This window comes from Pandoraea vervacti (assembly GCF_000934605.2).
Taxonomy (GTDB): Bacteria; Pseudomonadota; Gammaproteobacteria; order Burkholderiales; family Burkholderiaceae; genus Pandoraea; species Pandoraea vervacti.
The window spans coordinates 406304-431079 of the sequence record NZ_CP010897.2 but is presented as its reverse complement, the minus strand read 5'-3'; the positions used below and the strand labels follow the sequence as shown (position 1 = coordinate 431079).

At 65.7% G+C, this 24776-nt stretch carries 22 protein-coding genes, 1 tRNA gene and 1 pseudogene; 18 read left to right on the top strand and 6 right to left on the bottom strand.

The window, feature by feature from the left end:
- Window positions 1-207: 207 nt before the first annotated feature.
- Both UC34_RS01900 and UC34_RS01895 read right to left on the bottom strand, forming a co-directional pair.
- Window positions 208-705: a 6-pyruvoyl trahydropterin synthase family protein gene (locus UC34_RS01900; RefSeq protein ID WP_335645754.1), complete on the bottom strand. Its 498-nt coding sequence runs from the start codon at window positions 703-705 to the stop codon at window positions 208-210.
- Window positions 702-1979, bottom strand: coding sequence for a GTP-binding protein (locus UC34_RS01895; protein ID WP_044453530.1), 1278 nt, complete (start codon window positions 1977-1979; stop codon window positions 702-704). The genes UC34_RS01900 and UC34_RS01895 overlap by 4 nt, the downstream gene beginning before the upstream one ends.
- A gap of 701 nt (window positions 1980-2680) precedes the next feature.
- Between UC34_RS01895 and UC34_RS01890 the strand changes: the two genes are divergently transcribed.
- From UC34_RS01890 to alkB, 5 genes are all read left to right on the top strand, one after another.
- Window positions 2681-3100: a copper resistance protein CopC gene (locus tag UC34_RS01890; RefSeq protein ID WP_084070302.1), complete on the top strand. Its 420-nt coding sequence runs from the start codon at window positions 2681-2683 to the stop codon at window positions 3098-3100.
- Window positions 3100-4089, top strand: a complete 990-nt coding sequence (locus UC34_RS01885) for a copper resistance D family protein (protein ID WP_044453528.1) — start codon at window positions 3100-3102, stop codon at window positions 4087-4089. The genes UC34_RS01890 and UC34_RS01885 overlap by 1 nt, the downstream gene beginning before the upstream one ends.
- A 126-nt stretch (window positions 4090-4215) precedes the next feature.
- The gene (gene ada / locus UC34_RS01880; protein ID WP_237165212.1) at window positions 4216-5478 is read left to right on the top strand and encodes a bifunctional DNA-binding transcriptional regulator/O6-methylguanine-DNA methyltransferase Ada; all 1263 of its coding nucleotides are present in this window, start codon (window positions 4216-4218) and stop codon (window positions 5476-5478) included.
- 8 nt (window positions 5479-5486) lie between these two features.
- Window positions 5487-6290 (top strand): 2OG-Fe(II) oxygenase, encoded by an 804-nt coding sequence (locus tag UC34_RS01875; RefSeq protein ID WP_044457631.1) that lies wholly within the window; start codon window positions 5487-5489, stop codon window positions 6288-6290.
- Between the two features lie 35 nt (window positions 6291-6325).
- Window positions 6326-6982: a DNA oxidative demethylase AlkB gene (gene alkB / locus UC34_RS01870; RefSeq protein ID WP_044453526.1), complete on the top strand. Its 657-nt coding sequence runs from the start codon at window positions 6326-6328 to the stop codon at window positions 6980-6982.
- Between the two features lie 57 nt (window positions 6983-7039).
- Here the strand turns inward: alkB and UC34_RS01865 are convergent, their stop codons facing one another.
- Together UC34_RS01865 and UC34_RS01860 are read right to left on the bottom strand one after the other, a co-directional pair.
- Window positions 7040-7660, bottom strand: coding sequence for an NAD(P)-dependent oxidoreductase (locus tag UC34_RS01865; RefSeq protein ID WP_044453523.1), 621 nt, complete (start codon window positions 7658-7660; stop codon window positions 7040-7042).
- A 96-nt stretch (window positions 7661-7756) separates the two neighbouring features.
- A complete protein-coding gene (locus UC34_RS01860) occupies window positions 7757-8467 on the bottom strand; it encodes a DsbA family protein (protein ID WP_044453522.1) in 711 nt (236 codons plus the stop codon).
- Between the two features lie 132 nt (window positions 8468-8599).
- On the opposite strand from UC34_RS01860, the gene UC34_RS01855 reads away from it, so the two are divergent.
- A complete protein-coding gene (locus UC34_RS01855) occupies window positions 8600-9529 on the top strand; it encodes a LysR family transcriptional regulator (RefSeq protein ID WP_044453520.1) in 930 nt (309 codons plus the stop codon).
- 246 nt (window positions 9530-9775) lie between these two features.
- Complete coding sequence (locus UC34_RS01850) at window positions 9776-11488, top strand: acid phosphatase (RefSeq protein WP_044453518.1); 1713 nt, start codon at window positions 9776-9778, stop codon at window positions 11486-11488.
- 55 nt (window positions 11489-11543) lie between these two features.
- Here UC34_RS01850 and UC34_RS01845 read toward each other — a convergent pair whose 3' ends face one another.
- Complete coding sequence (locus UC34_RS01845; RefSeq protein WP_044453516.1) at window positions 11544-11999, bottom strand: MarR family winged helix-turn-helix transcriptional regulator; 456 nt, start codon at window positions 11997-11999, stop codon at window positions 11544-11546.
- 194 nt (window positions 12000-12193) lie between these two features.
- Here UC34_RS01845 and UC34_RS01840 point away from each other — a divergent pair, with 194 nt between their 5' ends.
- The 6 genes and pseudogenes from UC34_RS01840 to UC34_RS01815 all read left to right on the top strand — a co-directional run bounded on the left by UC34_RS01840 (window position 12194) and on the right by UC34_RS01815 (window position 17624).
- Entirely contained in the window at window positions 12194-13891 is a 1698-nt protein-coding gene (locus tag UC34_RS01840) for an FAD-dependent monooxygenase (protein WP_044453514.1), read from the top strand.
- A gap of 32 nt (window positions 13892-13923) precedes the next feature.
- The gene (locus tag UC34_RS01835) at window positions 13924-14112 is read left to right on the top strand and encodes a DUF2783 domain-containing protein (protein ID WP_044453512.1); all 189 of its coding nucleotides are present in this window, start codon (window positions 13924-13926) and stop codon (window positions 14110-14112) included.
- A gap of 214 nt (window positions 14113-14326) precedes the next feature.
- A complete protein-coding gene (locus UC34_RS01830; protein WP_084070299.1) occupies window positions 14327-15718 on the top strand; it encodes an MFS transporter in 1392 nt (463 codons plus the stop codon).
- 141 nt (window positions 15719-15859) lie between these two features.
- Window positions 15860-16631, top strand: a pseudogene (locus tag UC34_RS01825) (NYN domain-containing protein); the annotation flags it as partial.
- Window positions 16632-16844: 213 nt separating this feature from the next.
- A tRNA-Val gene (locus UC34_RS01820) sits at window positions 16845-16921 on the top strand.
- Window positions 16922-17321: 400 nt separating this feature from the next.
- Entirely contained in the window at window positions 17322-17624 is a 303-nt protein-coding gene (locus UC34_RS01815; RefSeq protein ID WP_044457628.1) for a hypothetical protein, read from the top strand.
- A gap of 169 nt (window positions 17625-17793) precedes the next feature.
- Here the strand turns inward: UC34_RS01815 and UC34_RS01810 are convergent, their stop codons facing one another.
- Window positions 17794-18687: a LysR family transcriptional regulator gene (locus tag UC34_RS01810; protein ID WP_044457627.1), complete on the bottom strand. Its 894-nt coding sequence runs from the start codon at window positions 18685-18687 to the stop codon at window positions 17794-17796.
- 186 nt (window positions 18688-18873) lie between these two features.
- Here UC34_RS01810 and UC34_RS01805 point away from each other — a divergent pair, with 186 nt between their 5' ends.
- The 5 genes from UC34_RS01805 to argG all read left to right on the top strand — a co-directional run bounded on the left by UC34_RS01805 (window position 18874) and on the right by argG (window position 24575).
- Entirely contained in the window at window positions 18874-19569 is a 696-nt protein-coding gene (locus tag UC34_RS01805; protein ID WP_044453510.1) for a glutathione S-transferase family protein, read from the top strand.
- Between the two features lie 98 nt (window positions 19570-19667).
- Window positions 19668-20648: a pyridoxamine 5'-phosphate oxidase family protein gene (locus tag UC34_RS01800; protein ID WP_237165211.1), complete on the top strand. Its 981-nt coding sequence runs from the start codon at window positions 19668-19670 to the stop codon at window positions 20646-20648.
- A gap of 492 nt (window positions 20649-21140) precedes the next feature.
- Window positions 21141-21989, top strand: a complete 849-nt coding sequence (locus UC34_RS01795; RefSeq protein ID WP_044453508.1) for a DMT family transporter — start codon at window positions 21141-21143, stop codon at window positions 21987-21989.
- A gap of 146 nt (window positions 21990-22135) precedes the next feature.
- A complete protein-coding gene (locus UC34_RS01790) occupies window positions 22136-23032 on the top strand; it encodes a LysR family transcriptional regulator (protein ID WP_044453506.1) in 897 nt (298 codons plus the stop codon).
- Window positions 23033-23240: 208 nt separating this feature from the next.
- On the top strand, window positions 23241-24575 hold the full coding sequence (gene argG / locus UC34_RS01785) for an argininosuccinate synthase (protein WP_044453504.1): 1335 nt from the start codon (window positions 23241-23243) through the stop codon (window positions 24573-24575).
- The last annotated feature ends 201 nt before the right edge of the window (window positions 24576-24776 follow it).

Below are 24776 nucleotides of genomic sequence, written 5' to 3'. Positions count from 1 at the left end.
ACTTCCCGCCGTGCGACGCCTCTCGGACACCGCCTTCCCTCGGTGTCCACGCGGCCGGTACCTCACGGTGCCGGCCGCATCTCTTTTGCTGCGGACGTTAGCGTGGCACGGTTTGCGCAAGTGACGTTCTCTCGTGGATCGCTCGTGGATAACTGATGGATCATGCACCGATCACGCAGCACGGCACAGCACCGCACGCACCTCGCGTCATGCATCGCGCATGGAAAGCGAACAGGCGTCACCGCGCGCGTCGCGGCCGACCGTCACGCGCGACAGGCCGACCAACTGCGGCGCCAGCGCGCGCCAGATGAACACACACAGGTTTTCCAGGGTGGCGGGCCCGAGTCCGGCCACGTCGTCGAGCAAACGATGATCGAGCCGATTGCTGACCTGCGAGAGCACGCCGTCGAGCCGTGCGAGGTCGATCACCATGCCCGACTCGCCCGTCGGCACGCCGGTGATTTCCACCGTGGCGCGATAGCTGTGCCCGTGAATACGACGGCTGGCGTCCATGCTCGGCGGATCGATGTCGCGCCGGACCAGCGTGTGCGCCGCTTCGAACACGAAGCTGCGCGAGAGCGTGAACTGCGCACGTGTCTCGCCCAGCGCATGCTCACGCGTGCTGCGCGACGTCGTTCGCTCCGTCGGTAGCTTCATCGACGGCTCACCCGCCAGTTCCGATTTGTGTCGACGCTCGCCGCTCATGCGCCAACGTCGGCCGCTTCCGGCATTTCCAATGGCAGGGCATGCGCCGCGTCGCGCCACGCGGCATCGCCCTGGGCGAGTTCGGCCACGCTCAGGCGACACGCCCGAAACGCCTTTTCGATGGCGTCGCGCTCCAGCGCCCGACCGATGAACACGACTTCGTTGATACGGTCGCCCCAGGGGGCTTCCCAGTTCGATTCGATCGCCGTGCGTTGCGGATCGCCTTCCGGCGGCCAGTGCTCGGGGTCTGCCGCCGCCCACCATTGCCCCACGCCTTCGAGCGTTGCCGTGTTGCCGGCGCGCGAGTAAGCCAGCGCCCACGCCGGACGGTTTGCCGCCCATACGTAGCCCTTCGCGCGAATCAGACCCTCGAACGGCATCGACATGAATGACGCAAAGCGCGCCGGGTGCATCGGCTCGCGCTGACGTAGCACGAAGCTCGTCACCCCGAAGGTATCGGCTTCGGACGCATGATCGCCGGCAAGCGCCTGCGCCCAACCCGCCATTTGCTCCGCACGATCCGGATCGAACCGGCCGGTGCCCAGGACTTCGTTCAGAGGCACTTGTCCGCGCTCGCCGAGCACGATCCTGGCCGACGGATTCAGACCGGTGATCAGTGCCCTGACAGCGTCGAGCTGCAGCGCGTCGACGCAATCCACCTTGCTCACCACCACGACGTCGGCGAATTCGATCTGCTCGGTCAGCAATTCCGCCAGACGGCGCTCATCTTCCTCGCCCGCGACCTCGCCGCGTTCGGCGAGCGTATCGAGACCGTTGAAATCCTGAAGCACGTGAAGCGCATCGACGACCGTCACCATGGTGTCGAGGCGCGCGACATCGGCCAGCGACTGCCCGGCCTCGTCGCGGAATTCGAAGGTCGCCGCCACCGGCATCGGCTCGGCAATCCCCGTGGACTCGATGAGCAGATAGTCGAAGCGGCCGTCCTGCGCGAGTTCGCGCACGGCGATCAGCAGGTCTTCGCGCAGCGTGCAGCAGATACACCCATTGCTCATCTCGACCAGACGCTCTTCGGTGCGCGAGAGCGCCGCCCCGGCGTTGATCGCCCCGCGCTCGACGAACGAAGCATCGATGTTGACTTCGCTCATGTCGTTCACGAGCACGGCCACGCGCAAGCCTTCGCGATTGCGCAACACGTGGTTGAGCAGCGTGGTTTTGCCGGCACCGAGAAAACCAGAGAGCACGGTGACGGGCAGACGGCGGTCGTCGGTATTGGTGGTATCGACGACGGCAGATTTCGATAATGGATGCGTCATGACAGCTAAGTCCTGTGTTTCGGGGGCAGCAATTCGCCCGAAGGATGCGCGCCGACGTCGCCCGCACCGAGGCGGGTTCCGCGGTACCGGGGCCTGGGATAACCGGCACGGCGGACCGTAACGCCGTCAGTGCGCGCCGTCGGGGGGACCGGCGCGATACCACGCCACGGGCTGGCGCGTCAGCGCGCATTCGTGGCGATGCCGGCGGTTCACCGGACATCGCATGGCGAGTGCCGAACGTCACCGCCGGGATCGGGGACGCATCGAGGAAGCCGGGGGGCTTCCATCGCGCTGTCACCGCCAGCATCGTTTGCAAACGCGTAATGCAACCAAGTTGCAATAATGCACGATGATACGGTGACCACTCTGAATTTGCAACTCAGTTGCACATTCCCGACAAGTTTCCCGGCATTCCCCTCCTTTTGCGTCCGTAGCGCCCTCCTCCCAGAGCGCATTTGCTCGCCGCAGCGCGAGCGAACAGCCGCGACGGTTTGCCGCGCGCGTTGCGAGCCCGGGAACTGGCGCGCGGCTGCGCCGGTCTGCAAGGTCTGCGATACTTCACGGGCGGCGCGACTCGCGTGAACAATGGCATCGTCGGATGTCCCGCTTCACGGGTGAGCGACAGGTTTTTCGCCCTTGTTTCCCGGCGTTCGGTTGATGACGCCGCATCGATATCCCAGTTTTCCTTAGTCGAATCCGATATGCGCACTCCCAAGAAAGCCTTCCATGACGCCCACGCGTCGCGTGCCAACGGTCTGCTGCGTCGCGCGACGCAAGGCCTTGCCGTGGCGACTGCCATCGGCCTGACCTGCCTTTCGCAAGGGGCCTGGGCGCACGCACACGTGGCGTCGAGCGAGCCGGCCGCCCAAGCCACGGTCGAAGCGCCCAAGGCGGTGCGCGTGACGTTCGACTCGGTGCTCGAAGGCGCACTCTCGAAGCTCACCGTGGTCGATGCGAAAGGCAAGCCGGTCACCGGCGCCAAGCCCGAACTCGACGCGGCTCGCAAGACCCTGACCCTGACCGTCCCTGCGTTGGCCGCCGGCGACTATCAGGCGAACTGGGTCGCCGTGGCCAGCGACGGCCACCGCACCCAAGGCAGCTTCAAGTTCACCGTGAAGTGATGTCCGCCGACCTGGCGGCCGGGACGTGGCAGCCTGCAACGGCAGGCCTGCTGAATCTCGCGCTGGCGCTCGCGCTCGGCGTGTTGCTGCTTCGCAGCCCGCACGCGGTCAAGCGCGGCCTCACGCTGCGTGTCCTTCCCGCATTTGCGGCGGGACTGGCGGTGCTCGCATGGCTCGCTTACGTGCTGGCGAGCACGGAAGCCATGACCGGCGGCGACTGGGAAACCTCGTCCGCGATGGCCGCCGACGTGTGGCTGGTGCTCACGCAAACCCATTACGGGCGTGCACAGTGGGTGGCCGGCCTCGGTGCGGTCTTGCTGTGTGCGGGTGCATGGGCGTGGTACGACGCACGGCGGCGCCTGCGCACGGTCATGCCCATCGCCGACGATCCCCGTGACCGGCATCATCGTCGTGAGCATCTTCAGGAACGATACGCCCGGGGGGTCTATGCGGCCGGCGCACTGGTTCTGGCGCTGGGACGGGCGAGCACCGGCCACGCCGCCGATGCCGCCATGCCGTGGCTCGCCATCGGCGTGCATACGCTTCACGTCGCCGCAGCGGCATCGTGGACCGGCGCGCTACTGGTGGCCGGATGCGCGATTCCCGGATGGCGTCACTGGCCGGTCGGCGCGCGCGCCGCTTACGGCGAGCGGCTGTCGTCCGTCGCGACGCTGGCCATGGTCGTCGCCCTCGTCACCGGAGCGTTCAACGCCTGGCGCACGCTCGGCGAGAACGCATCGCTATGGTTTTCGGCGCAAAATGCCCCTTATCTGGCCTGGCTCGTAACGAAGCTCGTGCTCGTGGCCTGTGCCGCCGTACTGGGCGCGTGGAACCGCTGGCACTTTCTGCCGCGGCTCGCGCTCGATACCGGTGAGACGCCGCTCGACACGTCGGCATTCGCGCGTGTCGTCGCCATCGAAGCGCTGGTGCTGGTCATGGTGATGAGCCTCGCGGCGAAGCTCGGCACGACCATACCGCCGGGCGTCTGACTCATGGCGCTCGCGCATGTGAGCCACGCTCGCCACCGACGTCGAATTCGATAGCAAGAAACGGAGCGCAGTGTCACGACGCTCTCCCTAGACTGAAAGCCAGTCATCAGCCATCGGGAGACCTTCGTGATGCCATCCCAAAACATGACCGCCAAACGTGCGTCCACGCAGCGCAGCGACATCGCCGACCCGCATCGGGAGACGATGCACGCGCCTGTGCAGGGGCCGTCGCCTTCTCACGCCTGCGACGCATCGTATCCGTCTCATCTGTCGCACTCGGCCAACTCACGTTACGCCAGCGACGACGCCAAATGGGCCGCCGTCGCCGCGCGCGACAAGCAGGCGGACGGCGAATTCTTCTACTCCGTGCGCACAACCGGCGTGTACTGCCGCCCGTCGTGCGGGGCCAGACTTGCGCGACGTGAAAACGTCGCGTTCCATGCGGACATGGCGGCTGCCGAGCGCGCGGGCTTTCGCCCCTGCAAGCGTTGCAAGCCGGATGAGGGCGCGCAAGGTGCGCGTCATGCCGCGTTGGTGACGGCGGCGTGTCGCCGTATCGAGGCGGCCGACGTGCCGCCGACGCTGGAAACCCTCGCGAACGAAGCCGGCCTGAGCCCGCATTACTTCCACCGGCTGTTCCGGGCGGTGACGGGCGTGACCCCGCGCGCCTATGCGAACGCCCGCCGTGCCGAGCGCGTGCGCGATGCGTTACCGGCAGCGTCCAGCGTCACGTCCGCTTATTACGACGCCGGCTTCAACTCCAACGGACGCTTCTACGCCAAGTCGGACGCCCTGCTGGGCATGAAGCCCGCGGCGTTCCGTGCAGGCGGCAAGGCCGAATCGATCCGTTTCGCCGTTGCGCAATGTTCGCTCGGCGCGCTGCTGGTCGCGGCCACGTCGCGCGGCCTGTGCGCGATTTCGCTGGGCGACGATCCGGACACGCTCGTGCGCGAGTTGCAGGACCGCTTCCCACAGGCCGAACTCGTCGGCGCCGACACCGGGTTCGAGCGCTGGGTCGCCCAGGTGGTCGGTTTCGTCGAGTCGCCGCGAATCGGTTTGTCGCTGCCGCTGGACGTGCGCGGCACGGCGTTCCAGCAACGCGTCTGGCAAGCGTTGCGCGACGTTCCCGCCGGCGAGACGGCGAGCTACGCGCAGATCGCCGAGCGCATCGGCGCACCGCGCGCCGTGCGGGCCGTTGCGCAGGCGTGTGCCTCGAACACGTTGGCGGTGGCCATTCCTTGCCACCGGATCGTGCGCAACGACGGCGCCGTCTCGGGCTACCGCTGGGGTGTCGAGCGAAAACGCGCGCTGCTCTCGCAGGAGCGGGAAGCCCAAGAAGCTCGAGAGGCCCCGGCACCCGGCGACACCGTGACGAAGGGGAAGCGATGAACGCGCGCATGCCCGCAACGGTTGCGTCTCGCGTTGCCTCGCTGGATTGGGCTGCGCTCGAAGACGACCTCAACGGCTTCGGGGCCGCGCGGATTCCCCGATTGCTCGACGCCGCAGAGTGCGCCGCGCTTCGCGAGATGTACGACGATGGGCTAACAACGCAGAGCGGGACGGAGACGGGGACGGAAGCGGGAACGGAAGCGGGAACGGAGACCGGACGCGGCGGCGCCACGCCGGCATCCGAGCGCTTTCGCAGCCGGATCGTGATGGCGCGTTACGGCTTCGGACAGGGGGAATACCAGTACTTCGCCTACCCGCTGCCGCCGCTCGTGGCCGACCTGCGCGAAGCCCTCTACGCGCCGTTGCGCGACATCGCACACCGCTGGCACAAGGCGATGGGCGTCGCGACGCAATACCCGTCGACGCATCGTGCCTATCTCGCACAGTGTCACGACGCCGGCCAGCGCCGCCCGACCCCGCTGCTGTTGCGCTACGAAGCGGGTGATTACAATTGCCTGCATCAGGACCTCTATGGGGAACACGTCTTCCCGTTGCAGGTCGCGGTTCTGCTTTCGCAACCCGGTGAGGACTTCACGGGCGGCGAGTTCGTACTGACCGAGCAGCGCCCCCGGATGCAGTCGCGCGCCGAAGTGGTGCCGCTCACGCGCGGCGACGCCGTGGTGTTCGCGGTGCATCATCGTCCGGTGAACGGCATGCGCGGCGTGTACCGTGTCAACATGCGGCACGGCGTGAGCCGCGTGCGCAGCGGCCTTCGGCATACGCTCGGCGTGATCCTGCACGACGCGACGTGACCTGTGCTCCGGAGGTCGCCACCCACGTAACCCCTATGACGCTCGACCTCTTCGGCAATCACACCACTGACGACATCGCGAACCCGCACGCCGACACGCTGGGTCCGGGCGCGTCCGTACTGCGCGGCTTCGCGCGTTCGCGTCTGGCCGTGTTGCAAGCCGATATCGACGCGGTGATCGCGCAAGCGCCGTTACGGCACTGGCTGACGCCGGGCGGCAAGCGCATGTCCGTCGCGATGACCAATTGCGGGGAGGTGGGATGGATCAGCGACAGGATGGGCTATCGCTACGGCACGCACGATCCGCTTTCGAAGCAGCCCTGGCCGGCCATGCCGGCGTCGTTCGTGGCGCTGGCACGCGAAGCATCGGAAGCGGTCGGTTACCGCAACTTCGCGCCGGATGCCTGCCTCATCAACCGCTATACGCTCGACGCGCGACTGACGTTGCATCAGGACCGCGACGAACGCGAGCTGGGCGCGCCTATCGTGTCGGTGTCGCTGGGATTGCCCGCGACCTTCCTGTGGGGCGGTTTGCAACGCGGCGATCGCACGCGCCGTGTGCGGCTGGAGCCGGGCGACGTGGTCGTGTGGGGCGGGCCGTCTCGACTCGTCTACCACGGCATTGCGAGCGTCGAAGGCAGCTTCGACGCTCAGGCCGTGCGATACAACCTCACGTTCCGGCAGGCGCGCTGATCACGAGCGGTACGGCGAGCACGCTGCGAACCAACGCGCCTGCGCCACGCGCGGTACTCAATAGCCGACCGTGAAGCGCGCTCGCGGATGCTGGTTCTTCTCGAGTTCGTCGACCAGCGCGATCGCGAAGTCTTCCATCGAAATCCAGCTTTTGCCGTTGGCGTCCACGAGCAGGCCGTCGGCACCGATGCGGAACTTGCCGGTGCGCTCGCCCGGCTCGAACAGGGCCGACGGCGACAGGAACGTCCAGTTCAGCGGCGAGTCTTTCGGCTGCGCGCGCAGGACATCCAGGAACACGCGACCCGCGCTCGCTTCCGGCTTATAGGCGTGCGGAAACTCCGGCGTGTCGATGAGGGCCTTGCCCGGCGCGACCTCCAGACTTCCCGCCCCACCCACGACCAGCAGACGCGGCACGCCCGCGCGCTCGACGGCGTCGATCAGCTTGGCGGCATCCATCGAGACGAAGCGGCCCGCACTGATGACCGCATCGTGACCGGCGAGCAGCGGCGCGAGCGACGACGGATCGGACGCGTCGCCCTTGACGACCGCGAGCCCTTGCTCGGCTTCGACGCGCTCGGGATTGCGAGCGATGCCGGTCACGGTGTGACCACGTTGGAGCAGTTCTTCGGCAACGCGCGTACCCACGCGGCCGGTAATTCCAATCAATGCGACGTTCATCAGGACTCTCCTGAGGGTGAGGGGGAAGACTAAGGTTCGGGTTCGGAAAACGGCGGATATCGGATATCGCGGAGACCAGATGCCGGACAGCGCGACTCAGATCGCGCAGCCGTCGGGGCCGCACTGCGGCAGCGCAGCGCCGCCTGCGGCATCGGCGGACCGGGCCGCGAGCAAACGCGCGCGAAGCATGTCGCGCCAGGCATCGGGCTGGCCAAGGTATCGTCCCGGTTCGAGCCGTTCGAGTTCGCCGTCGATGTCCAGCACGAACGTCGGGAAGCCGCTGCCGCCTACACGCGCGAGCCAGTTGCGGCTGTCGCGGAAGTGCTGCATGAGCGCGGCCGCGTCTTGCGCATCGAGTGCCGTGGAAAACGCGTCGCGATCCAGCCCGAGGTCCGCAGCGAGGCTAACCAGCACGTCGCGGTCCGCAATGCGCTTGCCGTCGACGTAGTGAGCGCGTTGCACGGCGGCGAACATGTCGAGCCCGCGTGCGGCCAGCGCTTCGGCTGCCAGCACGGCGGCGGTCGGGGGCGCGGAGTCGAAGACGGCCGTGCCATCGCGCAGCAATCCGTCGAAGTAGGCGTCGCCGAACGGCTGCCCCGTCAGCTCCGCGATCCGGTGATCGTGCGGCATGACGTAGTTACGAAGTTGCGGTGTTACCGGCTGAACGTTCGGGCCGGCCATCATGCCGCCGCCGTGAAACGCCACGCCGAGCCCGGCCACGTCGCGCGCTGCGCGCACGAGGGGCGCGGCGGCGTAGCACCAGCCGCACAACGGGTCGGCAATGTAATGCAGGGTGGCTTGGGTCATGTCGGGTGTCCTTGGGTGTTGCAGCGCGCGCAGGAGGCGTTCGACGCTTGTCATGCATGCCATCGTAGTCGCGCTACTCGCGCAAAAAAAGCCCATAATGACGATCACTTTGTTGCACGGATCGAGCAAATCATGGACCGTCTGACGGCAATGCGGGTCTTCACGGAAGTGGCGGAGCGCGGCTCGCTCACGGCGGCGGCGCAGCGTCTCGACATGTCGCGCGCGATGGTCTCGCGCTATCTGGCGGAACTCGAAGCGTGGCTCGGCACGCGGTTGCTGCACCGAACCACGCGCGCGGTGAGCCTGACCGACGCGGGTAACGACGCCCTGCCGCGCTGTCGCGAAATGCTCGGTATCGCAGACGACCTCGCGTGCGCGTCGAACGCCGACAGCACGCCACGCGGCCTGTTGCGCGTCGCGTGCAGCACCTCGCTCGGCCAGGCATTCCTGGCCGCAGCGGTGACGCGCTTCATCGTGCGGCATCCGGGGGTGGCCGTCGATCTCGTGGTGGCGGACCGCACCGTCGATCTGGTCGACGAGCGTATCGATCTGGCGATTCGCGTGACGACCGACCCTTCGCCCGGGCTTATCGCGCGCAAGCTAGCGACGTGCCACTCGGTCGTGTGCGCAGCGCCTGCCTATCTGGAGCGCCACGGCACGCCCGAACGTGCCGAGGATCTCGCGCTTCACAACTGCCTGACGTACACCTACTTCGGCAAGAGCCTTTGGCAGTTCACGCACAACGGCGCGCCGCTCGGCGTACCCGTGGGCGGCAATCTGTCGGCCAACGAAGTGAATGTGGTGTTCGCGGCAACGCTGGCGGGCGCGGGTATCTCGATGCAGCCGGTCTACTCGGCACTTCCGCATCTGCGCGACGGCACGTTGCGCTCGCTGTTGCCCGACTACATACCGCGCGAGATGACCGTGTACGGGGTGTACATCTCGCGCAAGCAGATGCCCAGCGCACTGCGCGCGCTGCTGGACGATCTCGTCGTGCAATTCCGCACGGGGTTGTTCGAAGACACCGGATATCCGGGGCGTGCAGCCACGCCACCCGGCTGACCGGCATCGCAAATCCGAAATCGGGAAAGCGCCGCCCCCAGCCACGTTTCACTCTGCGTGACGTGCCGACGATGTCACCGAAATGTCACATTCCCCGCGTAAAAACGTCGCTTGCCTCGCCCGCCCGGGCAAGCTGACGACGTAGCGCAACCGCAATCCTCCTGCGGCATCTTCCCGTCAGTCCTTGCCGACCGGTCGCGGGCGCTCGCGCGCGCCCCACTGCCCGACACGTCAACCAAGGACATCATGACGCACGACACCACGCCTCAGCCGCACGATCCGGCACTCGATACCGATCTCTCGCACGACGACGATCCGACGAATCCGTCGCGCCGCCGGGTGCTTCAGGGCCTGGCCGCCATCGGCGCGGCAGGCGCCGCAGGCGCCACGCTCGGTGGGTGCGCGACCGAGGGCGGTGCGGGTGCGCCGAGCGCCGTCCCCGCCGGCGGCACGTTCGACGCGCAGCTCAAGGCGAACGTCAAAACGGTCGTGGTGATCTATCTGGAAAACCGCAGCTTCAACAACCTGTTCGCCGATTTCCCCGGTCTCGAGAAGCCGCTGTCGAAGGTCCCGGCCTCGGCCTACACGCAGCTCGACCGCGACGGCAAGACACCGATGCCGCTGCTGCCCCCGATCTTCGACGGTCTGGTGCCGCGCGCCCAGATGATCGGCGGAAAGAAGTACCACATCACCGAGAAAGACATCGCCCGCCAGCCGAACGCGCCGTTCATGCTCAAGGACGCCGAAGGGAAGTTGCTGCCCGAGTCCGTCATCACGCGCGATCTGTGGCATCTGTTCTGGCAGAACCAGATGCAGATCAACGACGGCGCGAACAATCAGTTCGCCGCATGGGCCGACTCGGGCGGTCTGGTCATGGGCTACTACGGCGAGACGGCCAAGACGCTCGACCTGTACAAGATCGCGCAGCAGTACACGATGTGCGACAACTTCTTCATGGCGGCTTTCGGTGGCTCGTTCCTGAACCATCAATTCCTCGTGACGGCGCGCCCGCCGGTGTATCCGAACGCGGCGCAAAGCCCGGCAAAAGACAAGATCGCGGTGCTGGCCGACGGCCCGCAAGGCGTGCGCCTGGCCATCGCGCCGGACTCGCCCGCCTCGGCCGCCGACGGCAAGCCGAAGTTCGTGCGCGACGGGGCGATCACGCCTGACAACTACGCCGTGAACACCATGATGCCGGCTTACCAGCCGTCGCCGGTCAAGCCCGCGGCGTCGGGCGACAAGCGTCTCGCGGACCCTTCACACCCGACGACGCTGCCCCCGCAGAACTACGCCACCATCGGCGATCTGCTCTCGAACAAGGGCGTGTCATGGGCCTGGTATGCGGGCGCCTGGCAGTCGGCGCTCGACCACAAGGGCGGGGCGGACAAGCCGAACTTCCAGTATCACCATCAGCCCTTCAACTATTTCGCGCAATTCGCGCCCGGCACGTCGGCACGCGAGACCCATTTGCGCGATGGCGGAGAAGGGGACAGCCCGATCTCGAACAAATTCATCGCCGACGCGATCGCCGGCAAGTTGCCGGCCGTCACGTTCTACAAGCCGCAGGGCAACCTGAACCAGCACGCCGGCTATTCGGATGTGGAGTCCGGCGACCAGCACGTGGCGAACGTGCTCGCCCATCTGATGAAGTCACCGCAGTGGAACAACATGGTCGTGGTCATCACGTATGACGAGAACGGCGGCTGGTGGGATCACGTCGCGCCGCCGAAGGGCGATCGCTGGGGCCCCGGTTCGCGCATTCCCGCGATCGTGGTCTCGCCGTTTGCCAAGCGCGGCACCGTCGATCACACGTTCTACGACACCACGTCGATTCTGCGCTTCGTCACGCGCCTGCATGACCTGCCGACGCTCGAAGGCATCGCCTATCGCAACGCTGCCTTCGCAGCACGCGGTGCGAACCCGCCGGGCGACTTGACGAAGGCGCTGACGTTTGCGTAATCAGGTTTGGTTTGTCTTCATGCGCCATGCCGGGACATGGCGCTCACTTCTTGCGTCACGCCTGCTCGTCCAATTCGTCCGAGCGTAGCAGCAGCTTGTCCAGCAGGCGTTCGTACACGCGCATCTCGTCGTCGGTCAACGCTTCGAACAATTGCTCGTAGTGCGAGCGCGCGGCGTCGATCACTACGCGCCAGACCCGCTCGCCTTCGGGCGTCAAGGTCACCTTCACGGCACGGCCGTCATGCTCGTCCGGGGCGCGGCGCACCAGCCCGCGCGCGACCAGTCCGTCCGCCCCGCGGCTCGCCTGACTCTTGTCCAGATTCGCGCGACGCGCCAACTCCGAATTCGACAACGCCCCCGCCGTTCCCACCGCCGCCAGCACGCGCGATTCCGCAAGACTCAACTGGGCGCCGTGCGCGTACGACTGCGAAACGCGCCTGTCGTGCTGCTTCATCAGGCGGTGCATCTTGTACGTCAGGAACTGGTCGAGCGATTTGTGGGATGGCCGCATTTCAGTGTTTTCCCCTAGACGAAATGGGTCGATATTTGGTTGCGGACGCAACATTAGCACACTAGAATTGTTGCGTTAGCAACTAAATGCTCGATGACGTTTCACGTCGATCGCGCGTGGTGCAGGCGCGGTCTCCCCGCTGACACGAGACCCGCTGTGCGCGCGCCGAGCCGCTTTTCGGGTGCCGCATCGCCATGCACAAACCAGAGACCACCCCACGCGCGTCGCTCTATCACGCGTACCGTGTTTATCCGTACTTTTCTCCGCAGTGCGCGCATCGAAGCGAACACCGCGACATCCCCGTCACGGTCGTCGGCGGCGGTCCGATCGGCATGGTCACGGCGCTCGCGCTCGCACGCCATGGTGTGCGCTGCGTCGTGTTGCAAGCCGAGCAGCAAGTCTCGGAGGGCAGCCGCGCCATCGTCTTCACGCGCCGCTCGCAGGAAATTCTGCAAGCCGTGGGCGTGTCGGACGCCGTTGTCGCCAACGGTCTGCCGTGGACCTGCGGCAATTCGTACTATCGCGGTCAGCGCGTGTTTCGCATGGAGTCGCCGGTCGACGAAGACGACCGCTTCGCGCCGCTCATCAACCTGCAACAGAACGTGCTCGAGAGCTATCTGGTGGACGCCATCGAGCGCGAACCGCTCGTCGAGATTCGCTGGGGCAACAAGCTCGTGGGCGTGACGCAGGACGACGAAGGCGTAGCGCTGCAAATCGACACGCCCGAAGGCGAGTACTCGCAACGCACCGGCTGGCTCGTGGCGGCCGACGGCGCGCGCTCGACGGTGCGCACCGCGCTCGGCCTTCGCTTCGAAGGGGCGAGCTACGAGGGACGCTTCGTCATCGCGGATATCCGCATCGATCTCGATCTGCCGACCGAACGACTCGCCTACTTTGCACCCGACTGGAACCCCGGCAATACCGTGCTCATGCACCGCGAGCCGGGCGGCATCTGGCGCGTGGACTATCAATTGCCGGTCGAGGAAACGTCGGAACATGCGCTGCAACCGGACACGATCCGCGAGCGCATCGACGCGCAGCTCGACATGATGGGGCTGGGCGGCAAGCCCTGGGAACTCGACTGGTGCTCCGTCTATTCGGCGCGCGCGCTCACCTTGCCCGACTACGTGCACGGTCGCATTCTCTTCGCGGGCGACGCCGCGCACCTGCTGCCGATCTTCGGCGTGCGCGGCGCGAACACCGGCTTTCAGGATGCGATCGATCTGTCGTGGAAACTCGCGGCGGTCGTCAAAGGCGCGGCGCCGGCGCCGCTGCTCGCCTCCTACACGCACGACCGCGTAGGCGCAGCACGCGAGATCATCGCCGAAGCGGGCAAGAGCACGCGCTTCATGACGCCGCCGTCGCACGGTTTTCGCGTGCTGCGCGACGCCGTGCTCGATCTCTCGCTCGATCACGAATTCGTGCGTCCGCTGTTCCACTGGCGCACGTCGCGCGCGCACGACTACCGCGACTCCCCGCTCAACTGCCCGGGCGACGAAAACACGTCGATGACCGCAGGTCCGGGCGTCGGGGCGCCGACACCGAACGTGAAGCTCGGCGAGAACGACTACCTCTACGACCACCTCGGCGCGGCCTTTCATTTGCTGACGTTTGGCGACGCCCCGGTGAGCGACGCGCTGCGCGAGGAAATCGTCGCGTGGCGTGAGCGCGGCGTACCGGTCAGGGTTGTCGCATTCGCGGCGTGCGCAGACACCGTAGCCGGGGCGGACGTCACCCTGCCCGACCCGACGGGCCACGCCGCCGCGAAGTATCACGCACAGGACGGCACCGCCTATCTCGTGCGTCCCGACCATCACATTTGCGCGCGCTGGCAGCGGCTCGATGCCGGGCGTCTTGCCGAAGCCCTCTCGCACGCGACGGCACGCGCCTGAATGCTGACGCCTCGGCCCCCAAGGAACTCATCATGACCGCCCACCAAACCGCCATCGCCGGCCTCGAAGACATTTACGACACGCTCGCGCTCGCCATCGACGCAGCCCCCGAAGACAAACGCGAGTTGCTGCTCGCCAAAATCGTGCTGCTGCTCGCGAACGACGTCGGCGATCCGAAGCGCGTGATCGAACGCATTCAACAAGCGGCCGATAGTGCGTAATGACACGCGAGGACACGCAAGGACACGCAATGAGCCGCAATAGCACGCGGTGACGGGCGCCAGCGAACTGCGTTCGCCGTAAGCGGCTTCGGCGAGCCATCAGCCAAGCCGCCCTTACCGTTCCTTTTTTGGCGCGTGCCCTCGACGGCGCGCCCGCATACCTAACACCGCCACACATTCAACAAGGCGGGGAGCGTCGGAGAAGACACCCATCATGAGCCGTATCACGCCCGCCACCGGTCTTGCCGGCGGCATTCCCTCGCCCGTGCCCGGCGACAGCGGCGCCACCGTCCATCGCATTGCCAGCGAAGCGATGGAACGCGCCGTCGTGCGCAAGGTCTCGCGCCGCTTGCTCGGCTTCCTGTTCGTGCTGTTCCTGTTCTCGTTCCTCGACCGCATCAACGTCGGCTTCGCCGCGCTCACGATGAGTCAGGATCTCGGGCTCACGAGCACGATGTTCGGCATGGCGTCGACCGTCTTCTATCTGACGTACGTGCTTTGCGGCGTGCCGAGCAATCTCATGCTCGTGAAGTTCGGCGCACGTCGCTGGATCGGCGCGATTCTGATCGCATGGGGCCTCGCGTCGAGCGCGACGATGTTCGCCCACGACGCCACGAGCCTCTATCTGATTCGCGCCATCGTCGGCATTACCGAAGCCGGGTTCCTGCCGGGCATGCTGCTCTACATGGGCGACTGGTTCCCCTCGGCGGCGCGGGCACGCGCGAACGCGTGGTTCATGATCGCCATGCCGGTGACGTCCGCGCTCGGCGCGGCAGCATCGGGGTATCTGCTGCGACTCGATGGCGTAGGCGGCCTTGCGGGATGGCAGTGGCTGTTCGTACTCGAAGGACTGCCGACGGTGCTGCTCGGCGCCGTCACGTGGTGGTATCTCGACGACAAGCCGGCGGATGCGCGCTGGCTGAACGCTGCCGAGAAGCAGACCCTCGCCGCGATGATCGAGCGCGACCGCGCTGCGGCGCTCGCCAGACTCGCGGGCACGGCATCCGGCAAACCCGTTGGCATGTGGCGTGCGATTCTCACACCGAGCGTCGCCCGGTTTGCGCTCGGCTACTTCTGCCTCGTCAATACGCTCTCGCTCGCCTCGCTCTGGATTCCGCAGATCGTGAAGAGCTTCGGCACGACCAGCAGCAACGTCACGATCGGCCTGCTCGCGGCCATTCCGTCGGTGTGCACGATTGCGGGCATGATCTGGTGGGGACGCCGCTCCGACCGGCTGCAAGAGCGTCGCTGGCATCTGGTGTTGCCCATGCTGTTCTCCGCCGCCGGCTGGGGCGTGACGTGCTTCGCACCGGACCCGTCGCTGCGTCTTGCCGGGGTGGCGATGGCCTCTACCGGCGCGTACACCGCGATGGCGATCTTCTGGACAGTGCCGGACCGCACGCTGGCGCCGCATACGCGCGCCCTCGGGCTGGCGGTCATCAACGCCGTCGGCAACCTCGGCTCGGCGCTCAGTCCGATTGTCGTCGGCGTGCTCAAGGACTGGACGCACTCGTTCACCTCGGGGCTGATGTTCGCCGCCGCGAGTCTGCTCGTGGGTATCGGCGTGCTGTGGTTCGCGCCGCTGGGGCAACGCCGCGCCGGCTGAGCACAGGCGCACATCGGAACCGTGCATGGCATGGCGGTCACGGTTCCGGGCCATAATGCGGTCTTTTCCCGAACGTCTTCGCATGACGTTGCATCGCTTCGCATCGATATGCGGCAGTGCTCACGTTAAAGGAACCCCGCCATGCCAGTTGCAACGCCAGTGGCCGCCCAGGGCCCCACGCTCGTCGTACTGATCGACGCCGATAACGCCGCCCCCGCCATCGTGGAGGGATTGCTCACCGAAGTCGCCAAGTACGGGGTGGCGAGCGTGAAGCGCATCTACGGCGACTGGACGAAACCGAACCTCGACGGCTGGAAGAAGTGTCTGCTCGAGTATTCGATTCAGCCGATCCAGCAATTTCGCTACACCGTCGGCAAAAATGCCACCGACAGCGCCATGATCATCGACGCGATGGATCTGCTCTACACCGGGCGATTCGACGGCTTCTGCCTCGTGTCCAGCGATAGCGACTTCACACGACTGGCGTCGCGCATCCGTGAGCAGGGATTGATCGTGTACGGTTTCGGCGAGCGCAAAACCCCGCAGCCCTTCGTCACGGCGTGCGACAAGTTCATCTACACGGAATTGCTGCGCCAGGACGACGAGCCCGACGACGATGAAGCGCCCACGCCGCGCAAGCGCCGCAGCGCGTCAGAACTCAAGCGCGACACCCGCCTCGTGCGACTGCTACGCAACGCCGTGACCGGCGTATCGGACGAAGACGGCTGGGCAAGTCTCGGGGCGATCGGCAGCCACATTGCGAAGCAGGCGCCCGACTTCGACGCGCGCAACTACGGCTTCGGCAAGCTGAGCGACCTGGTCGCGACCGTCGGGCTGTTCGACGTGGAGCAGCGCTCGGGGAGCGGCGGCAACAAGGGCATCTGGGTGCGATTGAAACCGAAGCGCGGCGCGTCCGGTAGCGCAGAAGGCGGTGCAGCAGGAAGTGCAGTAGGAAGTGCCGCAGGAAGCTCAGAAAGCGCAGCAGAAAGCGCAGCAAAAAGCGCAAGCGCACCGTCGTCGTCGAAGACGAAGCGCGGCAAATGAGCGTGCTGCGCGCTTTTTTGCGAAAAATTTTCGACAACCGCTTGCCAGCCTCGAAAATTCACCCTATACTCGCGGTCTTTCTAGGCTCGTAGCTCAGTTGGTTAGAGCACCACCTTGACATGGTGGGGGTCGTTGGTTCGAATCCAATCGAGCCTACCAACGAACAAAAAAACAAAAAGGCGTCCGCGTTTTCGCGTGACGCCTTTTTGTTTTGCCTTTTGTTTTTCGTCCTCCGCATTTTCGGCTTCCGCTGCATCTTCCGCTTTGCCCGGAAACCCTTTTCCTTCGCTTTCCCCTCGCATGCCCCCTGCCGAATGCCACCTCGACGTGCGCAGAGTCCCGGCGTCCACACGCGTTACAAAACGACACATCCCGAACACACTCGTAGCACCTGACATGCGGGGCCATCGCTAGACTTGCATCAACGGTTCGACGAAGGTCTTGTGCCCACAGCAGCTTCAGGGCCTCTCGCGACACCGATCCGACTCACTGGCTTTTTGCCGACGCGCACGCTATGCGCTGCATTCCGCAACGACGGCGAGCGCTCATGGAGGACACCATGAAACGTATTCTGATCATCGCTGCCCTCGGCGCCGCCGCTGCGGCGGCATCGACCGCCGCATCGGCTCACGTGGATGTCGGCCTCTATCTGGGCGTGCCCGCGCCGGTGGTTGTCGCGCCGCAGCCGGTCTACGTCGCGCCGGAACCCGTGTATGTGGCGCCGCGCCCGGTATATCGCGCACCGCAACCCGTGGTGTACTACGGCCGTGACCGCTGGGACGACTGGCGCGAGCGTCGCTGGGAAGAACGACGCCACGACCGCGGCTGGCACCGTGGGTGGTACAAGGGCGACCGCGATTGACCTGACGGCGTCCGGACAACGAACGAAGCGGCCCGCCGGTTGGCGTCGGCGGGCTTTTTAAGCGGGAAGCGGCTCCGTCGCTTTCCGCGTTCTTTTGTCCGAAATCCGTCGCGTTAAATCCGCGCGACAAAGCGAACACGACAGAATTAGCGCAAAAAGTCGGCGCGCCTTACGTCATCGCCACATCACGCAGTTCTCGCTTCATCCACTCGACGAACGCCCGCGTGCGCGAAGGCAACAGCCTGGCATGCGGATACACGATGTTCACCGGCCGCGCTGGTCCCTCAAAGTCTTTGAGCACACGCACGAGCCGTCCGTCGGCCAATGCGCCCGCCACCTGATACGACAGAAAACAGCCGTAGCCAACGCCACCGATACACGCCTCGACTGCCGTCATCCCGTGACTGATTTCGAGATTGCCGTCCACGTCGACGACGTATTCCTTTCCGCCCTCCCAGAAGCGCCAGTGCCCGTAGCCACCCCCGTGCGAGATGATGCAATTCTTGCCGATCAGCTCGCGCGGATGCGTCACCGCTCCCTGCTCGGCGATACATGCGGGACTTGCGACCACGACACGACGGATCGCGCCAATGCCTTGCGCCACGAGCGTCGAATCGTCCAGCGGTGAGATGCGGATGCCGACATCGATGCCCTCCTCCCAGAGGTTCACGACGCGGTCGTTGAGCATGAGCCTGCATTTGACGGCCGGATACGCCCGCAAGAACCGATAAAGCGCGGGTGCAACGTGCAGTTGTCCGAACAGCACCGGCGCGGTGACGACCAGCGTGCCGGTCGGCGCTTCGTGACGTGCGGCGAGCCGTGCCTCCGCCTCATGCAACTCGCTCAGAATCTGACGACAGGTGTCGAGATACGTGCGCCCTTCCTCCGTGAGGGCAATGCGGCGCGTGGTGCGATTGAGCAGGCGCACGTCGAGCGACGTTTCCAGCGCCGCGAGCGTGCGCACCACCGCCGGAAGCGACGAGTCGAGCGATCGGGCCGCCGCGCTCAGGCTGCCCTGATCGACGATGGCGACGAATGTCTGCATTGCGCGGAGTTTGTCCATGCGGCGCATGATTACTCCGATTTTCGGAGTAGTCAAATCAGCTCAACGCCATTTATCCGGAAATCGGCAGGATGGACAATTGCCGCATTGAATGACCGCGCCACGTTCCGGCGCACACCGGTCGCTTCTGTTCCGCTCCCGTTCCGCTCTTGTTCCTTTGCTCGACTCGTTCTCCGGAGATGCCTGATGCCCCAATCCACTGCTGCCACTGCTCCCCACGCTGACCTCCCTACCCGCCCTGCGCGCCCGATCAAGCTGTATCGCCTTGCGCTCTCGGGTCACTGTCACCGCGTCGAGCTGATGCTCAATCTGCTGGATTTGCCCTACGAGAACGTCGACATCGATCTGGGGAGGGGCGAGCACAAGCAACCGGCGTATCTCGCCATCAATCCGTTTGGACAGGTCCCGGCCATCGACGACGATGGTGTGGTGCTTGCCGACTCGAACGCGATCCTGGTGTATCTCGCGACGCGCTACGACGCACAGCACAGCTGGCTGCCGCGCGACGCCGTCGCCGCCGCTCACGTACAGCGCTGGCTGTCGGTGGCGGCGGGCGATCTGGCGTTCGGCGCGGCGGCCGCGCGCGTCGCCGTGCTGTTCGGTCGCGATGTCGACACGACCGCAATGATCGAGCGCGGCGTGCTGCTGCTCTCGCGTCTGGAAGCGCATTTCACGGCACCGAACGCCGCGCCGTTCGTCACGGCCGCCACGCCAACGATTGCCGATATTGCGCTGTACACCTATCTGGCACACGCGCCCGAAGGGAACGTGTCGCTTGCGCCGTACCCGGCCGTGCGGGCGTGGCTCGCGCGCATCGAAGCGCTGCCGCGCTTCATCCCGATGGCGTCCACGCCCTGCGGCCTGAACGCTGTTGCGGCATGAGCCGTGTCCGCGTGGCCGGATGATCCGATGGGTTCCCGTCACTTGCTGCACTCGCGCCGATCGCGCCGCCACAAACACCGTCTGACTCGAAGGAGACCATGATGAACGCCCCGACACCATCGCCACCCGACATGGCGTCCCCGTTTCATGCCGGTGAAATGTACGTGCAGACGCTCGCCGGTTCGCGAGAGGCGATAGCGGAAGTCGGGAGCCGCGTCATTCGTCTCGCCATGCCGGATCAGCATCGTCAGTTCTTCGCCCAGTTGCCGTTTCTCGTGATGGGCGCGCTGGATGCCCACGACCAACCCTGGGCCACGCTGCTCAGTGGTGCGCCGGGCTTCGCCCACTCGCCCGACCCGACACTGCTGCGCGTGAACGCGTTTGCCCCGACCACCGATCCGCTGCACGGCGCCGTGAGGCCGGGCGCGCCGATCGGTTTGCTCGGCATCGAGCCGTCCACACGTCGTCGCAATCGCGTGAATGGCCCGGTCGCGGAGACGGATGCGCAGGGTTTTACGATGCGCGTCGCGCAGAGCTTCGGCAACTGCCCGCAGTACATCCGCAAGCGGGAGATCGGGCCGCACACCCACGACGCGCCGCCGGTGGCCGAGCCGTCGCAATCCTCGCTCGACGACGACGCGCAATGGCAAATCGCGAGCGCCGATACGTTCTTCGTTGCCACGCACTACGCCGGAGACGGCGCCACCGAGCGCAGCGCAGGCACGGATGTCTCGCATCGCGGCGGCAAGGCGGGCTTCGTGCGGGTCGAGGACGCCAATACGCTCGTATGGCCGGACTTTCGCGGCAATGCCTTCTACAACACCCTTGGCAATCTGCAGATGAACCCGCGTGCGGGGCTCGTATTCGTCGACTTCGCCTCGGGCGACTTCCTGCATCTCGCGGGCGACGCCGAAGTGCTCTGGCAGGATGCGACCCAAAGCGGCTTCGAAGGCGCCTTGCGACTCGTGCGTCTTCACATACGTGAAGTGCGGCGGGTTCGCGGCGCATTGCCGCACGCATGGCGCGAAGGCGAGGCATCGCCCAGCGTCGATCGTACAGGCGCCTGGCCGACTGCCTGAGGCCGGGCGGCGCCCTTGCCTGCATCAAACGCTGCGTGTACAGTGTGTCAACGCCTGTCGAGTGACGGGCGTCTCCTTCTCTTCCTCGATCCATGACTGCTGATTCGTTCGCCCGTCTCGCTGTATCGCCGCCGCCATGCGGCGCAGGCGCTCGGCCGCGGGCGCGCTTTGCAGCCGTCGCCCCTCCTCCTCCTGCTCGCGGCGTGGCACCGCCCGCCGTGGTCGTCGCCGACGTTAGCAACGCTGTGGTGGCTTTCGTAGCCTGACCTCAAGGGCTGACGCACGGCACGCCGGGTGTTCGTCGCCCGGCACCTACCCACACGACTTTTTCATTCGAATTTCAGTTTCGTTCTGCCTGTCTGCGCGTTGCGCGGCGTTGGCCGACGCGGTGTCGCGCTGCGGCTGATCGCGTGAGCGTGCGACGCCATGGCCGTTGCCCGCAACGACAAGCCATGATCCGGCGGGCCGGACGAACTGCACAGGGGAAGATCGATGCACTCAGAGAGTCTCGCGTGGCGCCGGCACGGCGCAACGCTCATGTTCGTTCTGCTATGGAGTGGCGGCGCACTGGCCGCCAAATGGGGGCTGGCGCATGCGTCGGCGTTTGCATTCCTGGTGATCCGACTCGGCGTGGCGTTCGCCGCGCTTGCGCTCATCGCAATGACGAGGCGTCAGTGGTGGCCAGCGCCCGGCACGCGATGGCAGGTCGCAGGCACTGGCGTATTGCTCGTCGGCGGGTATCAGACGGCGTATCTGCTCGCCCTCGCGAACGGCATCACGCCCGGCGCGCTGGCCACCGTGTTGGGTGTGCAGCCGATTCTGACGCTCGTGGCGCTGGAGCGGGCACATAGCGCGCAACGTCTGCTGGGGCTGGCGCTCGCCCTCGCGGGACTTGCGCTCGTCGTAGCGCAAAGTCTGCTCTCGGCACGCCTGTCGGTGGCAGGCTCGGCGTGGGCGCTCACCGCGCTCGCCTGCATGACGCTCGGCACGATTGCGCAGAAAGGCTCGCGACAGACGCCGCTCGACGTCCTGCCCCTGCAGTACGCCGTCGGGCTAGCGATGGCGCTGCTGATTGCGCCGACGCAGCAGTTGCAATTCGATGGCACGCTCGGGTTCTGGCTTCCGATGCTCTATATGGGCCTCGTGATCTCCGTGGGCGCAACGCTGCTGCTCTATCGCATGATCGCCTCCGGCAATCTCGTGACGGTCACCAGCCTGTTCTATCTGGTGCCGGTGGTGACGGCGTTGCTCGACTGGGGCATCTTCGGGCATCGTCCGACAGCGCTTGCCGTGGCGGGAACGGGTGCGATCCTGTTAGGCCTTCGGTTGGCGTTGCGGTAGGCCGCAGGCTCGGGAGGGCGGCAGGGCGACCGGCGGCGGCGTAAAACGGCACGCCATCTCGGCTAAGATTGTCGGCCTCCGGGTGACAATGACGGCATGTATCCGTTTGTTGTCACCCGCCAACTTTTGAAAACGGGATCTTGTCGATGGACCTGCTCGACGACATGCGCATTTTCGTCACGGCCGTGGACGCCATGAGTTTTACCGGTGCGGCGGCGAAACTCGGACTGTCCAAGCAGTTCGTCAGCCGCCGTATCTCGTCGCTGGAGCAGTCGCTGGGCGTACGCCTGTTATTGCGGACCACGCGGCGGCTATCGGTGACCGACCTCGGGCGTGTCTATTACGAGCGCGCCAGGCGCATTCTCGAAGACGTCGAAGCCGCGAACCTGGCGGTGAGCAGCCAGGGCGAGCGCCCGCGCGGCAATCTGCGCGTGTCCGCGCCGATGTCTTTCGGCACGATGTTCCTCAGCGCCGTGATCCCGTCGTTTCTCACCACGTATCCGGACGTGAGCATCGAACTGGAGCTCAACGACCGCACCGTCGACATCATCGGCGAAGGCTACGACGTGGCGGTACGCATTGGCGCGCTGGCCGATTCGTCGCTGATCGCGCGCACAATCGCGCCCATGCGAATGGTCACCTGCGCCAGCCCCCGCTATCTGGAAACGCACGGTGTGCCGCACACGCCAGAGGACCTGCGCGATCACACGCTGCTGCCTTACGGCCATAGCCAGCGCGTGAGCTGGCATTACGCGCGCGACGGGCAACCGCTGGAGATTCCGGTTGCCGGACGGCTTCGCGTGAACAACGGCGAATTGGCGCGCGACGCCGCCGTGGCGGGACTCGGGGTGACCTGGCTACCGGTGTTCATCCTTGCGCCCGCCTTGCTGGGCGGGCGTCTGGTAACGGTGCTCGACGATTTCGAGCCCGCGCCGTCGTCGATATATGTCGTCTACCCGCAGCATCGTCAGGCATCGCTCGTGATTCGGGCCTTCTCGGATTTTCTGGCGTCGGCATGCAGTGTGGCAGGCACCCAGTGGTGACTCGCCATAGGATGACATCGCAGGAACGTTGTCCCGACCTATGGGAATGCGGGCGAGTCCGGGGGTTTTCGGGGAAATTCAGGCCGAATTTGCGGCACACGGGCACGAAACCTGTGCGCCGATCGTTGGGCGATCGCCCGTCAGACTTGACCATCCATAGCCCGGACGAGGATACTTGACAGGTTAAAAACCCAGCTTTTGCACGCCGATGACCACGATTCTGCAACACATCCCCACGGGACAACGGGTCGGTATCGCCTTTTCGGGCGGTCTCGACACCAGCGCTGCGCTGCTTTGGATGCGCCAGAAGGGCGCGATTCCTTACGCATACACGGCCAATCTGGGTCAGCCGGACGAACCCGACTACGAAGACATTCCGCGCCGCGCCATGGGCTATGGCGCCGAGAACGCCCGCCTGATCGACTGCCGCGCACAACTCGTGGCCGAAGGTATCGCCGCCCTGCAGTCGGGCGCGTTCCACATCTCGACCGCCGGCGTCACGTACTTCAACACCACCCCGATCGGCCGCGCCGTCACCGGCACGATGCTCGTTGCCGCCATGAAGGAAGATGGCGTCAATATCTGGGGCGATGGCAGCACGTACAAGGGCAATGACATCGAGCGCTTCTACCGCTACGGTCTGCTCACCAACCCGGGCCTGCAAATCTACAAGCCGTGGCTGGACCAGACGTTCATCGACGAGCTCGGTGGCCGCAAGGAAATGTCGGAATTCCTGATCGCCAACGGCTTCGATTACAAGATGTCGGTCGAGAAGGCTTATTCGACGGACTCGAACATGCTTGGCGCCACGCACGAAGCCAAGGATCTGGAACACCTGAATTCGGGTATCAAGATCGTTCAGCCGATCATGGGCGTGCCGTTCTGGCGCGACGATTGCGCCATCAAGGCCGAGGAAGTCACCGTCCGTTTCGAAGAAGGTCAGCCGGTGGCCCTCAACGGCAAGACGTTCGCCAACGCCGTCGAGTTGTTCGAAGAAGCCAACCGCATCGGCGGTCGCCACGGTCTGGGCATGAGCGATCAGATCGAGAACCGCATTATCGAAGCCAAGAGCCGCGGCATCTACGAAGCCCCGGGCCTGGCGCTGCTGTTCATCGCTTACGAGCGTCTCGTGACCGGCATCCACAACGAAGACACCATCGAGCAGTACCGTGAGAACGGCCGCCGCCTCGGTCGTCTGTTGTATCAGGGTCGCTGGTTCGACCCGCAGGCCATCATGCTGCGCGAGACGGCACAACGCTGGGTGGCACGCGCGGTGACCGGCGAAGTGACCATCGAGTTGCGTCGCGGCAACGATTATTCGCTGCTGAACACGACGTCGCCGAACCTGACGTACAAGCCGGAACGTCTCACGATGGAAAAGGGCGACTCGGTCTTCACGCCGCTCGACCGTATCGGTCAGCTCACGATGCGCACGCTCGACATCGTCGACACGCGCGAGAAGCTGATGACGTATGCCAAGGCCGGTCTGCTGAGCGCGACGAGCGACGACGCTCTGCCGCAGCTCGAAGGCAAGAAGGACTAAGTCGGTGATCCGAGGCGCGGCACCTCCGACGAGGTGCGAAGCGCCCGTGTTGTCTGCCGCAACAGGCGGCGCGCCCCGAAAGGAGCGCGCCGCCTTTGTTTTTGGCCTGTCACGGATGACGCGATAAGATATCGCCACAAAGACGCCGCAAGTAGCGGCGAAAAATTAGGCCGCATTCCAAATTAGTCCAAACCCTCCCGC